Source organism: Microcystis sp. LE19-84.1B, assembly GCF_027531875.1.
In the GTDB taxonomy this organism is placed as follows: Bacteria; Cyanobacteriota; Cyanobacteriia; order Cyanobacteriales; family Microcystaceae; genus Microcystis; species Microcystis panniformis.
Genome location: NZ_JAPZSR010000274.1, coordinates 13096 through 27113 on the forward strand (window position 1 = coordinate 13096; position 14018 = coordinate 27113).

11 protein-coding genes and 1 pseudogene are annotated in these 14018 nt (G+C 44.9%); 8 read left to right on the plus strand and 4 right to left on the minus strand.

All coding sequences use genetic code 11. From position 1 onward, the window contains the following. Window positions 1–9 precede the first annotated feature (9 nt). Both O9324_RS15775 and lipA read right to left on the minus strand, forming a co-directional pair. Window positions 10–1137, minus strand: a complete 1128-nt coding sequence (locus O9324_RS15775) for a class I SAM-dependent methyltransferase (protein ID WP_288140668.1) — start codon at window positions 1135–1137, stop codon at window positions 10–12. A 445-nt stretch (window positions 1138–1582) separates the two neighbouring features. Next, on the minus strand, window positions 1583–2467 hold the full coding sequence (gene lipA / locus O9324_RS15780; protein WP_002770664.1) for a lipoyl synthase: 885 nt from the start codon (window positions 2465–2467) through the stop codon (window positions 1583–1585). Between the two features lie 178 nt (window positions 2468–2645). Between lipA and O9324_RS15785 the strand changes: the two genes are divergently transcribed. After that, a complete protein-coding gene (locus tag O9324_RS15785; protein ID WP_287629354.1) occupies window positions 2646–4385 on the plus strand; it encodes a mechanosensitive ion channel family protein in 1740 nt (579 codons plus the stop codon). 320 nt (window positions 4386–4705) lie between these two features. On the opposite strand, the gene grxD is transcribed toward O9324_RS15785, so the two are convergent. Together grxD and O9324_RS15795 are read right to left on the minus strand one after the other, a co-directional pair. Beyond that, window positions 4706–5029, minus strand: coding sequence for a Grx4 family monothiol glutaredoxin (gene grxD / locus O9324_RS15790; RefSeq protein WP_288140669.1), 324 nt, complete (start codon window positions 5027–5029; stop codon window positions 4706–4708). 87 nt (window positions 5030–5116) lie between these two features. Further along, window positions 5117–7081 (minus strand): DNA polymerase III subunit gamma/tau, encoded by a 1965-nt coding sequence (locus O9324_RS15795; RefSeq protein ID WP_288140670.1) that lies wholly within the window; start codon window positions 7079–7081, stop codon window positions 5117–5119. A 242-nt stretch (window positions 7082–7323) separates the two neighbouring features. On the opposite strand from O9324_RS15795, the gene O9324_RS15800 reads away from it, so the two are divergent. The 7 genes and pseudogenes from O9324_RS15800 to O9324_RS15830 form a co-directional block, all read left to right on the plus strand. Continuing rightward, window positions 7324–9546, plus strand: a complete 2223-nt coding sequence (locus O9324_RS15800) for a molybdopterin oxidoreductase family protein (protein WP_288140671.1) — start codon at window positions 7324–7326, stop codon at window positions 9544–9546. 706 nt (window positions 9547–10252) lie between these two features. After that, window positions 10253–11761, plus strand: coding sequence for an HMA2 domain-containing protein (locus tag O9324_RS15805; protein ID WP_288140672.1), 1509 nt, complete (start codon window positions 10253–10255; stop codon window positions 11759–11761). A 254-nt stretch (window positions 11762–12015) separates the two neighbouring features. After that, window positions 12016–12279 carry an AbrB/MazE/SpoVT family DNA-binding domain-containing protein gene (locus O9324_RS15810; RefSeq protein WP_002770640.1) on the plus strand — a complete coding sequence of 88 codons (264 nt, stop codon included), beginning with the start codon at window positions 12016–12018 and terminating at the stop codon, window positions 12277–12279. 1 nt (window position 12280) lies between these two features. After that, window positions 12281–12718 carry a PIN domain-containing protein gene (locus O9324_RS15815; protein WP_287629352.1) on the plus strand — a complete coding sequence of 146 codons (438 nt, stop codon included), beginning with the start codon at window positions 12281–12283 and terminating at the stop codon, window positions 12716–12718. Between the two features lie 238 nt (window positions 12719–12956). Next, window positions 12957–13214: a hypothetical protein gene (locus O9324_RS15820; RefSeq protein ID WP_002770636.1), complete on the plus strand. Its 258-nt coding sequence runs from the start codon at window positions 12957–12959 to the stop codon at window positions 13212–13214. A 177-nt stretch (window positions 13215–13391) separates the two neighbouring features. After that, window positions 13392–13547 carry a hypothetical protein gene (locus O9324_RS15825; RefSeq protein ID WP_287629353.1) on the plus strand — a complete coding sequence of 52 codons (156 nt, stop codon included), beginning with the start codon at window positions 13392–13394 and terminating at the stop codon, window positions 13545–13547. 36 nt (window positions 13548–13583) lie between these two features. After that, window positions 13584–14018: pseudogene (locus tag O9324_RS15830) on the plus strand (hypothetical protein); the annotation flags it as partial.

Here is a 14018-nt window from a genome sequence, read left to right on the forward strand (position 1 = left end):
ATTTTTTTGTTATTTACTTAATCCCTGAAGTATTCTTTCCTCTACTCCTTTCCCCTGAATTAACACTCCAAATCCTCCTAAACCGGTGGGATTGATTAATTGATGTAGGGCATCTCGACGCTGAAATATAGTTAATATATCGATTTTTCCTTGAGAAAGTTGATTTAATCTATCTCCCAATCCCAAAGCCATTAAAAATAATCCTTGCTGAGTAAAACCGAGATTTTTTAAGCCTAATTTCTCCCCTTGACGTTGTAAAGCAGTAAAATCCACATGAGTGGTAATATCTTGTTCTCCCACCCACAAATAAGGATGATCATGACGCTGATGTTGTCGATAACATTGTAGGGTTCCTTGACTTCTTTGGGGATGATAATATTTTTCGGCAGTGTAACCGTAATCTATGGTTAAGATATAACCTCGATCGAGTTTCCGATTAACCGTTTCTAACCAGTCTAAAGCTAATAAGTTTACCTCGGTTTGATAACCCTCCGGATAAAGTGGGGAGGGAATATTTATCCCCACTAAACCAAAATAGTCTTTGATTCTGTCGGTGGATAAATCTGCGATAATCTCCTGAAAAGGTTCCCCCAATCCCAGATAAATTTCTCGTAATTCTCCCGACTCGATCACAACTCGATGGACAGGAAAAGCATCGATTAACTCATTACTAAACACACAACCCACAAGGGAATTATCAGCTAAATTCGGCCAACTTTGCCAAGATACCGGGGAATATCCCGCTAAAGTTGCCCTTTGTCTTTCCCTGAGTTTCTGAGATTGTTCGATAATTATATAACTGAGATTTTGATAAAAATCAGCATAGCTATCACTCAAATAATCAAGGATATCTTTCGCTAAAATTCCCGAACCTGCTCCCACTTCCACTAAAGTAAATCCTCGCGAATTGCCCAAAAATTCCGCCATCTCGACAAATTGCTCCGCCAACAATTGACCAAAATCTGCCCCCAGAGACGAGGAAGTAAAAAAATCGCCTTTTGAGCCAATTTCTACTTTTCCAGAGGTGTAATAGCCATAATCGGGGTGATAGAGAGCTAAATCCATCCAGCGATCGAAGCTAATTCGACCCGCTGCTGATTGTTTAATTTCCTCTAGGATGATTGCTTCTAAATTCATCTTGATCAGGGAATTATGAATTATGAATTATGAAATGGGAATTAGGAATTATGAAATGGGAATTATGAAATGGGAATTAGGAAGGCTGTATCTCACATTTGCAGAAATACCGACAATCAGCAATTATCAGTGACTCTTAAATTATTACAGACGTATCAGCAGCTGCGTGTAAGCATCCCACCGAAAAACTAATGCGCTCCGGGGTTTGGGGGCGGCGCCACGCCCCCAACGGGGGGTTTGGGGGGTAGAACCCCCCAAAAGCTTGGATTGAGTCATAAAATCGTGGGAAGTAACGCCCAATTTTAGCCGAGAGTTTCCCCGTAAAAATCCCAACTTAGTAGATTTACAAAAATTAACTTAAAACTTACATCTGATCACTGATAACTGATAACTGATAACTGATAACTGATCACTGATAACTGATAACTGATAACTGATAACTGATTTACTCTCCCGCATGATAGGAACTGCGGACTAGGGGGCCGGATCTAACCTGAGAAAAACCCATTTTTTGGGCAATTTCTCCCAACTCGCTAAATTCTGCGGGAGTCCAATATTTCTGTACGAGCAAATGTTCCAGAGAAGGACGCATATATTGACCAATAGTAACTCGATCGCAGTCGATCGCGCGTAAATCTGCCAAAGTCTCGATAATTTCCTCTTTTGTCTCACCGTGACCGACCATTAAGCCAGATTTCGTCGGAATTGAGCGATCGATTTCCTTAACATAACGCAAAACCGCCAAAGAGCGATCATATTTAGCCCCGCGTCTAACCGGCCCTTGCAAACGGCGCACCGTCTCGATATTGTGATTGTAACAGGCAGGTTTTGCCCCTACCACCGTCGCCACCCGTTCCTGTTGACTTCCCTTACCTCCAGCAAAATCCGGGGTTAACACCTCAATTAAAGTGTGGGGATTGAGTTCGCGAATGGCTGTCATCGTCCGCACAAACCAACTGGCTCCGCCGTCTTCCATATCATCTCTGGCCACAGAAGTCAAGACAACGTAACTTAAATTTAACAATTGCACCGCTTCCGCCACTTTTTGCGGTTCCTCCACATCGAGAGGCATGGGTGCATGACCCTTATCCACTTGACAAAAAGCACAGGACCGGGTACAGGTAGGACCCATCAACAAAAAAGTCGCCGTACCTTGGGCATAACATTCGCCGCGATTGGGACAGCGACCTTCCTCGCAGATAGTATGAATGTTCCTTTGTTTGATAATGCGCTGAACCGTGGAAATTTCGCTAGATTTGCCGAGCGAACGCCGTAACCAAGCGGGTAAAGACGTAATTTCCTCGCGCCACTGTGGGGAAATATTGGACATGAGAAGTTAAGTAAAGTGTTGGGGATTTCAGTTATCAGTAATCAGTCATCAGTGGGGGGTTGGGGAGAGGGACGACTAACTCCCCAAAACGAAAACTTTCTATCTCACCATAAAGATAACTGCTATAAGCTGAGAAAGCGGGTAAAGATCATTGTTAATCAAAAAGGAAACTTGGGCAATGGGACGATGGCAACGGGGAAAAATTTTCAATCTGGTCCTTCAAGGATTGGTGGGTTGCTTCTTGGTTAGTATTTTTGTTCTTAATTCCCTGCCATCCCTAGGCCAAAATTTTCTGGTTCCATTTGCATCTCCCACGGGGACAAGGATTTTTGTAGCCGGGGATATAGAATATGCCTCCGTCCATCTAGATGGATTTGTATTATTTCAGATTGCCTCCCAAGATTTTACGGCTTCTGAGGCCCGGGAACTCTCCCCGGTAGAAAGACGGGCTAGGCGCATTGAAAGAGGTTTAAATAATATTATCAATCGGGGTTTCGATCCGACAACCCTGCAAGTAAGTACGGCGACGCTCAATAATTTAACCGTGATTGTGGCCAAGGATAACCAGAAGTTACCGCAACAGGTAATTCTGACAGTAACAGAAGTTGATGCCCTGATCGATTCTTCTTCGGTTGACGATTTAGCAGACCAATGGGTTCAAATCATCCAAACAGCTTTGCTCCAAGCTTGGCAAGAACGTCAGCCCGCCGCTCGCCGGCAACAGGTAATGACTGCCGCTAAAATTATTTTGGGGCTAATTTTCTTAAGCTGGGTATCAATTTGGTGGCAGAAACGTTTAAGAAATCGCTTCAATCTCCTCAAAAAACAGGCTAAAAGTCAATCTGATCGGAATTTAGCCATAAATTCCCCCCCCAGAAAAGAGCGCTCCCAAGAACCGATTTTAGCCGCTCTAGAAGATTCCTCTAATTTCCGTCAACAGGCAGATATTCAGCGACAACTGACGTTAAATATTCTCTGGAAAAGACTTGCTCTTATTGGACTGATACTGCTTTGGTTTAGCGGAATAGCGGCGATTTTGTATGTATTTCCTGAAACTAGACTAGAAGGACGCGGGATAATTCGTATTCCTTTGCGGATTTTTATTATCTGGTTACTGCTGACATCAGTGAGCAATATGGTTAACCTCTACGTTAATTTTCGGCTACGGGAGTGGGTAGAGGAAGGAGCGGTGTTTTCCGAAAATTTGGAAAGGAGGATTCTGCGCGCTCCCACTTTATTAGAAGTTGGGCGAGAAATGATCACATTTATCGCCATTTTTCTAGGAATTTTGATTTTTTTGAGTTGGATGGGTCTTTCTTTCGCCTTTTTACTCACGGGAGCCGGTTTAGTGGGAGCATTGCTCACCTTTGCCTTTCAGGATCTTTTAAAAGATTGGATTAACGGTTTTCTGATTGTCTTTGAAGATCAGTACACTGTTGGTGATATGATCCAGTTTCAGGAGTTTATCGGTTTGGTGGAAAATATGAGTTTGCGAGCGACTCAATTGCGGGCTGCTGATGGACGTTTAATCACTATTGCCCATAACCAAATTATTAGCGCACACAACCTCAGTAAAGATTGGGCGCGAGTCAATTTTACCATCGAAGTCGCCTATGACACCGAGGCAGATGTGGCGATCGCTTTAATGGCAGCCATCGCTGAAAATATGGCTGTAGATCCACAATGGCAAGAAGATATCATCAATCCTGTGCAGGTTGTTGGTGTTAGTCGGGTTTCTCACACGGGAATGGAAATTATGCTCAGAATTGTCGTCAAAAGATTACGACAATGGGACATAGAAAGAGAGTATCGTCGTCGTCTAAAAATTGCTTTTGAGGAGAAGGGAATTCACATCGGTATCCCCCAACAAAGTTTCCTGATAGCACAAGATAGAGAACAATTCAAAGGACAGTTTTAAAGGGGAGTGATACTAAATCCAGTTTAAAAGGTATAGGAGAGTGGGGTGTGGGGTGTGGGGAGAAACAATTCATAACTTGAGAGTTAATCACACTATTAAAAACGGATTTGTTATCAGTGCAGTTATCACTCCGCGTCCTGTAGGGGCGAAGCATTCGGGCAATAACCTATCGGTGAAACCGTAGATTTTCTATCCGAATGCTTCGCCCGTACTTTTTGCCGCAAACCCTAAGTAAAAAATTGCCGTCTTTTCACTGATTACTGATCACTGTTTGGTAGATTTAAACTAGGTTAGGATAGGTAGCCTAACCTAGAAAATTTTTAGGAAGCTAAGGCTATCGCCAGTATTTGTTGTAGTTCCTCTTTTTGATAGAGTTCGATCATAATGTCGGAACCGCCAATAAATTCACCATTGATATAGACTTGGGGAATAGTCGGCCAATTGGAATACTCCTTAACTCCTTGTCTTAACTCCTGATCTTGCAGAATATCGACAGTTTCGTAGGAAACCCCCAGAATATTGAGAATTTGTATGACGTTATTGGAGAAACCACACTGAGGCATTAATTTATTGCCCTTCATGAACACAAGAACTTTGTTATTCTGAACTAATTGATCGATTCTGTCCTTAGTTTCGGGTGTCATAGGTCTAGTAGCTAGAATTTGAGCAAGAATAGCCAATCCTGAGACGTGGCATATCCTATTAGTTTAGCACAAGCCGTTGAGATAGCCTTAAAAAGGAAGATCTTCGTCCTCCTCCAAACTATCTAAAATTTCGTTAACATCAGGTCTCCCGCGCACGATAGTCATATTTTCCAGAGACTTATTAACTTTAGTTTCTGCGGCCGAATTTTCTGGCACTGAATAACCCATATTGACCAGTTCACCATCAAAAGATTTCGCTAACTTTTGAGCGGCTGCCAAAATTTCGCTAACATCAACATCTTGATCTAATGTCCCTAAAGATGAGTCAAAATTTAAGATTTTTTCTGGCAGTTCTGTGCTAGGAGTTTTTGGGGTTCCCGACGCGGTGATCTTTGCTTCTTTTTTCTCGATAATTGCTTCTTTGACCGGGGGAATATCCACCACGGTCATAACTTTATTTTCGGGAGTTATTGGTGGATTTGGTGCGGTTTCTGGTGGTAGTGGCATCTTGGCTGCCGGGGATTGGGAAACTTCCGCAGCCATGGCATCAGTGGCGGAACCTACCTGTAAATGAACTTTAATCCGGCGCCGAAAAACTGCCTCGAAAGCTGACTCAATATTAGTCAAGCGTAGCCGGGCCATTTTTAATAATTGTTCCGAAGATATGCTTAAATAAGCGCTCGATTCTTCCATACTAAAAAGACTGCCATGCTGACGTAGGAGAGTGCGAGTAGTGGGGGGTTCCATTACTTCTAAAACCTGCTGCCAAATTTGTTCATGATTGTCATCACTGGTAACAGTTTTAACCTCAGTTTTCGGCACTGCGACGCTAGTTGTCGGGGTGATAACTGCCGGTTTTATCGGTTCATTCACCGGCGCCGGCGCTGTGATCATTTCAGGGGGCCTCTCGGCGCTGGTTTGGGGACGGGAAGGCGCTACCGTGGCAACTAGCGGAATCACCTGTGCTTGCGGTAACAGTCCTAATAGAGTGACTTCTAACCAGAGACGGGGTTGAGTGGTGTTTTTTAGTTGCGTTTCGCTGTCTTTAAGCAGTTGTTGACCGCGGAGAATTTCCTCTAAAGACCAAGTACGCGCTTCCGTACACAAATCCTGCCAAGTGGGAGCAGTGACAGCGACCATTTCTGGACGATTAGGAGCGGTTTTAGCTAAAAGTAAGTTTAAATAGAATCCCGCTAGATTTTGCAAGACGATTAAAGGTTCCTTACCACGATTCATCAGATGGCGACATTGTTCGATAACTTGATCGGGAATATTGCTATGAATGACTTTAAGTAGGGTTAAAAGGTCTCTTTCGGGGACTGCACCGACTAAATCCCAGACTCGCTCGGCCGTAATCGTTCCTGCGAGTAAACTTAATTGATCAAGGAGACTTTCCGCATCGCGTAAACCACCGTTAGCGATCTGAGCCACTAGGGTTAATGCTTCTAGGTTAATATCGATCGCTTCTATTTGGGCGATTTTTTGCAGGTGTGCCACCATGGCATCGAGAGCAATACGGCGATAATCAAAGCGTTGACAACGGGAGATGATGGTAGGCAAGACACGCTGAGGATCCGTGGTAGCAAGCACAAAAATCACTCGATCCGGTGGTTCTTCCAGAGTTTTCAGCAAAGCATTAAAGGCCGCCGTACTGAGCATATGGCATTCATCGATGACATAGACTTTATAACGACATTGGACGGGGGCAAATTGCGATCGCTCGATAATTTCCCGAATGTTATCCACACCGGTATTACTAGCGGCATCAATTTCGATCACGTCTAAAGCGGAACCATTAGCGATCGCTTGACAGACGGAACACTTACCGCAGGGAATCGGCGTCGGATGGTCACTAGACAGACAGTTGAGGGATTTGGCTAAAATTCGCGCCGAGGAGGTTTTCCCCGTGCCTCTGGGTCCAGTAAATAGGTATGCAGGAGCGATTCGCTCACTGATTAAGGCATTACTCAGGGTCGTGGCGATCGCTGATTGTCCCACCAAATCGGCAAAGGTTTGGGGACGATACTTATGATGTAGAGGTTCGTAGGTCATGACTGGCTGAAAACTTTTTCCGCACCCTAGAGACTACTATTATCCTATCCCGATTCTTTTTCAACACGAGAACAAGTGTATGCTTTTTATCTAGCCAGTTTTAATGCGCGATTTGCATCACGAAAATGGCAATTTAGCTAAGGCCTGTAATAAATTGTATTAATAACTACAATTTTGCCGAGAAAATCTGCGGACTATCTTAGTATGCCCAAAGATAGCGCCACCAATCAGACCCACTGCTTATGACTGAATCTACAAAAACCCAATGTCCTTACTGTGGAGTAGGTTGTGGTTTGACAGTCACCCCCCCCGCGTCGGCCGGACAAGCAGGGAAAGTCTTTGGGGACAAGTCCCACCCCTCCAGTCAAGGTATGATCTGTGTCAAGGGGGCCACCGTAGCGGAATCAATCGATAAAAATCGCCTCAAAACCCCGATGATCCGCGATTCCCTCCAAGAGCAATTTCGTCCTTGTACTTGGGAAGAGGCCTTCGATCGCATCGTTAACCGTATCCAAACTCTAATCGCTCAGGGGGAAAAGGAAAGTATCTGTTTATACGGTTCGGGACAATTTCACACCGAAGATTACTACATCGCCCAAAAACTGGTCAAGGGTTGTCTGGGAGTCAATAACTTTGATGCTAATTCCCGTCTCTGTATGTCCTCGGCCGTGGCCGCTTACCTGAACAGTTTCGGTTCCGACGGTCCCCCCTGCTGTTACGATGACCTAGAATTAACCGATTGTGCCTTTCTGGTGGGGACAAATACAGCCGAATGTCACCCCATCATCTTTAACCGTCTGCACAAGTATCTCAAACGTAACCAACAAGCGAAATTAATCGTCGTTGATCCCCGCAGAACCAAAACCGCCGAGGCCGCTAATCTCCACCTCGCCATTAACCCGGGGACTGATATTGACCTATTTAACGGTATTGCTCACCTGTTACTGAATTGGGGTGCGATCGATACCTATTTTATCGATAAATGCACCAGGGATTTCCCCAAATACGCCGAAATTATCCGCCATTATCCCCCCGAAATCGTCGCGCGTAAATGCGGTATCCCCATCGACGATTTAGAAAAGGCTGCCCGCTACTGGGCCGAATCGAAAAGAGTGCTTTCCCTCTGGTCGATGGGTATCAATCAATCCAGCGAAGGCACGGCCAAAGCCCGCACTTTAATCAATTTACACCTAATGACGGCTAATATCGGTAAACCGGGGGCCGGTCCTTTTTCCCTAACCGGACAACCCAACGCCATGGGAGGACGGGAAGCCGGCGGCCTCTGCCATCTTCTCCCCGGTTATCGTTCCGTCAAAAATCCCCAACACCGGGCCGAAGTGGAACAAGCTTGGGGTTTACCTGCTGGTCGGATTTCTCCCGTCCCCGGTCGCGATGCTTGGAGTATGATTACTGGTTTGGAGACGGGAGATGTCAAACTTCTTTGGATTGCCGCTACTAATCCGGCTGTTAGTATGCCTGATCTAGAACGTACCAAGGCCGCCCTATTAAAATCACCTTTTACTGTCTATCAGGATGCCTACTATCCCACAGAAACCAGCGCCTATGCCCATTTATTACTGCCAGCAGCCCAATGGGGCGAAAAAACGGGAACAATGACCAATTCTGAGCGGATGGTGACGTTAAATAAAGCTTTTCGCCCTCCCGTCGGTCAAGCTATATCCGACTGGCAAATTTTTGCCGAAGTTGGTCGCCGTTTGGGTTTTCAGGCACAATTTAATTTTCAGGATTCGGCCGAGGTATATTCCGAGTTTGCCGGCTTGACATATAAACGTCCTTGTGATATGACAGGGATTAATTATGATCGCCTGGCCGAGACCCCCCTCCAGTGGCCCAATTCCATCGATGAAATTTCCGCCCCTAAAACCGCTAATTCCGGGGAATTACTAGGTAATTTCGTTAAAGATGACGATAAAAGCCCAAAAACAGCTGCAAAACGCCTTTATACCGATGGTAAATTTAATACTGCCGATGGTCGTGCTGTTTTCGCCGCCTACCACAGTAAAGGTCTAGCGGAACCCCCGGACGATGATTATCCCCTAGTGTTGACCGTGGGGCGTTTGTACGGTCACTGGCACACCCAAACTCGCACCGGCCGCATTGAGAAAATTGTCAAAATGCACCCCGCACCTTTTATAGAAATTCATCCCCAAGATGCAGCAAAATTGGGCATAGAAGCTGGGGAATGGGTGGAGGTGCGTTCTCGTCGCGGTTCTGCCCGTTTTCCCGCTTTAATTACCAAAGCAATTGCTCCTAATTGTGTCTTTGTGCCGATGCACTGGGGGACCCTATGGGCAGAAAATGCTGAGGCCAATAGTCTCACCCATCCGGCCGCTTGTCCGATTTCCCTGCAACCAGAATTAAAAGCTTGTGCTGTCAAATTAATCCCGTTGAAGTCTTTAGTTAATGCCGAATTATCTCTCGGTCAATTTCTGGCAACTCCCTAATCAAATTTGGCTTTCCCTTTAGTTACTTTTGTTATGCCAATTTTCCAAAATCTGATAGGTAGTTTGTGTTTAAAGAATTGCTAAGTAGGGATGCACAATTATTTGTAGGATGGGTTAGCGGTAGCGTAACCCATGCGGGCGTTGGGTTTCATGCTTCAACCCAACCTACGTTCATCTTATATTTAATTCCACCCACCTACTTATTAAGCCAAGACGCATTTTAACCGCCTATCCTTAGATTAGCTGAATGCACTTCTTTCATAATTTTTGGCGTTGTCAAATTGAAAGATGCTCCGAATCAGCACCGGAACTGAAATTACTTTGATAGGAAAGATTACATGGCATCTTGACAATTAGTGTTTAATGAACGAATAGTGCCGATAGTTGGGCTTAAGTGGGGAACAAGAATCGCTCGATTTAGCAGTGGAATTAGCCCTACAATCGGCGTAGGGCTAATTCCGGAATTAGCCCTACAATCGGCGTTGTCAAATGGAAAGATGCTCCGAATCAGCACCGGAGCATTGCATCTTTCCTCTTCTGATCTGACAACGCCTAATTTTTTTATGGTATATTCGGGGAATACTTTTCTTTCGATTTTTAGATGGAAGTCGAAAACTGGTATCATCTACGTCGCTGCTGTCAGCCTGCTGTTGAATGTCTTGTTCGTCCCGCTGCTAGTCGGTAGCCCCTCTCGAATCACCTCACCATGACGACAACAAGTCTGACTCCCGCACCAGTTCAAGCGGCAGAAAATTCCCCAGCACCCCCTGAGTGGGTAGATTGGCAAGTCGCCCATCAAATTCCGGGACGGCTGCGAATTCGCATTCCGCGCCTCAATTGGGATGACGAATTTGCCAGACGGTTACAGCGATCGCTGCTGAGAACCACTGCCATCAGCGAGAGCCGCATCAATGCCGCTGCCTGCTCCCTGATTGTCTCCTACCCGGCGGAAATGCTGTCAGCAACGGCCATCCTAGATTACTTGCAAGCGGCTATCCCAGCGGCCGGCCGGGAAAGAGAGCCAGATGCAAGCGAGAAAGTCGGGGCTAGGAATCAGGGGACTTGGCCAACTTTAGGGCTGCCGGCCTTAACCCTGGCTGTGGCGATCGCTGCTGTTCCCCTAGAACTGCCCTTCTCGATTGTGGGGGGAATTGTCCTTGCGGCTTCAATTCCTCTCTGGCAGAGGGTTGGCCAAGCCCTCACCCAGCAGGGACAAGTGACAATAGACTGCCTCGATGCTCTCTGGTTGAGCTACCAACTGCTGCAAGGTAACAACATTGCTGGCGCACTCGCCCTCAATCTGGCAGCAGTGGGGGAGAGCCTACGCCAGAGCAAGCTCCAACAGCTAGAAGACGAGCTATACCTGCTGTTCGAGCAGGAAGATGCAGAAATCCACTGGCTCTCTGACCGGCAGCGGTTCGCCCCCGTTCCCGAGGCAGCTCGGGAAGGGTGGCTAGATTCCGTCGAAAAAACCGAACTACTCCAGAACCTCAAACCCGTCGCCCAAGGAGCGATCCTACCCACTTTGTTCCTGAGTGGCACTTGGGCAATCCTGACGGGAGACTTGGGGCGTGCGAGTGCGCTGTTACCCCTCGACATCGGGGTTTCTCTGCGGGGCGTTACTCCCTTGGCAGTGGTTTCGTCCCTGACGGCGGCAGCGCGACAAGGCGTTTATATCCGCAATGCCAGGGTACTGGAAAAGCTGGCTCAGGTGGATACTCTGGTCTTTACTCGCGAAAGTTTCCAGGACTTGATTACCCCGGAGCTGCTGGTGAGTTGGGGCATCCCTTCTCAGTGCATCCACTTCGCCACCGATGGGGCTGCTGTTGAGGGCCTCCAAGAACAGTTGCGCCGCCAAGGTAAGCGGGGGGCTTGGATAACCGACAGTGGTAGTGATTGCTTGGCTGCCCGGGAGGATCAGGTGGTCATTTCTCTAGGGAGAGGGGATTTTGAAGCAGCCGCAGATGTCATCTTGCACAGCCAGGATCTCCAGCCCCTTGGCTACACCTTTGCCCTGGCGCGGCATACCCTTGCCACTGCCTATGAGAGTTTGGCGATCGCTACTCTGCCCAACCTGTTAGTGGTGGCAGTCGGGGCATTTTGGGGACTCAACCCGGTGGCAGCCGCCGCAATCAACGGCAGTTCAGCCATCCTCGCAGAACTGAACAGCCTGCGCTCCCTGAAACCTAACCCCTTAGAAAACGGGTTTCTTTGAGAAACTATTGAGAAAACGGGTTTCTTTGAGAAACCCGTTTTCTGGATTTTCTGAGGAGCAGACCGCACTATCAAAAAATGCTATTATTTTAAATAAATTACGTCAATAAATAAGTAGCTGGTTATAATTAAATTAAAAATCGATTTAAGGTTCGATCCCCCCTGCCCCCCTTGATAAGGGGGGTGCCAATCCCCCCTGCCCCCCTTGATAAGGGGGGGATCTGATAATTTTTAACGCCTACCTACTTATCAATCATGAAGTCTTTTGCTATTCGCTTAGAAAAAAATGGAACAATTAATCTTCCTCAAGCTATCCAAGATAAACTCAATATTTGCGAAGGAGATTTATTAAATTTAATAGAAATTGAGGGTATTATTTTGTTGACTTTACAACAACCCAAAGTCCCTCAACTGTCTGACCAAATTACAACAATTCGAGAAGAAGCCAATGTTACACTGAATGATTTATTACAAGGATTAGACGAAGAAAGGCAAAAAATATACCAAGAAAAACATTAAGATGAAGAGGATTTTTGCTGATTCCAGTATCTTAATTGCTGGTGCAGCTTCTAAAACAGGTGCAAGTCGAGCAGTGCTGACAATGGCTGAAATTGGCTTATTTAAAATACTTATTTCAGAACAAGTGTTAGAAGAATGCCAGCGAAATCTTTATAAAAAAATTCCCTTAGCGCTTCCTATTTTCAAGCAACTTATCAGCCAGATAAATCCTGAAATTTTACCGAATCCATCTCAAGAACAATTCTTACAATTTTGTAAAATTATTGAAGAAAAAGATGCTCCTATTCTTGCAGCCGCTTTATTGGCTAATGCAGATAGATTACTAAGCTTAAACACCAAAGATTTTACGTCACAAGTTGCTGAACAGACAGGAATAATTATACAAACGTCATCGCAATTTATACAAGACATTCGCTCAATTATTAATCATGAGTTATGACTTAGGGTATTTTAGAAAACGGGTTTCTTCGAGAAACTATTTAGAAAACGGGTTTCTTTGAGAAACCCGTTTTCTTTTAATAAATGTTAATTTTTGTTACAGGAATCTTGAAAAATTGGCGATTGTTTGCACAAAATAGTCGCAGTGTCAAGTGGTTTGCGCTCAAATGACATAAATAGCTATTATAGTAGCAAGAGGTTTACCGTCGATTACTCGCTAAAAAAGGGGAAAAATAACCATGATACAGCAAGTTAAATTACGTTCTCCTGTGGGTGAAGACCGAATATTGCATTTAGATATTCCCGTGGAAGTTAAAGAAACTGATTTAGAGGTGACAGTAACGTTTAAACCAGCACCAAGCTTAGATAAAACTACAACTCAGACACGCACTCACGCTGAATCGAGGCGAATTTTTGAAGAGATACATCAACATTATTCGGGGCGGATTTTTAGTGATAGTACAGATTGCTGTGAGAATACAACAGGTGGTTTATAATTATGTTTATCTAGCTTTGGCAGTGCATAAAAGCTGTCAAATGGTCACAGCAGATGAACGTTTTTTTAATGCGTTACAGGGAGATAGTTTAGGGTCTTATTTATTTTGGCTAGGGACTTCCAGAAATTACTCATAAACGAAAAAGGCTATTATATTAAATAAATCATCTTAATAAACATGACATCAGAAACCGCCAATTATGATGAACCCTGGAAAGAAGCATTAACCGAGTATTTTGAAGCGTTTTTGCATTTCTTCTTTCCTGAAGTTCACCAATTAATCAGTTATCAGTTATCAGTTATCAGTTATCAGTTATCAGTTATCAGTGACTAATTGGAAACAAGTAGCAATCCCTTTGCTATAATAGTCATGGCACACCTGAAAACAAAAGCGACTACTGGGAAGCTGCCAGAACGGGAACAGTGGAAGTGGAGGTTAATCAGGGGATTGTATGACAGGGGGTTCGAGAGGGAACAGATAATTAAACTGTTTGAAATCATCGACAATATGATGACTTTATCCCCTGAATTACAGTCAAGTTTAGAAAGTAAAATTAAACAATTTGAGGAGGAAAGAACCATGCCTTTAATGAGTAATATGGAGTTACGAGGAATAGAACGCGGTAAAGAAATTGGTAAGGAAATTGGCAAGGAAATTGGCAAGGAAATTGGTAAGGAAATTGGTAAGGAAATTGGAGCGTTAGAAAATGCTCGTGATTTTGTGAAAAAAGTTTTGGAAAACCGACTAGGCGATATCCCTGAAGATATTGGACAATGTCTCAATGATGCTTCAGTTATTTCGGTT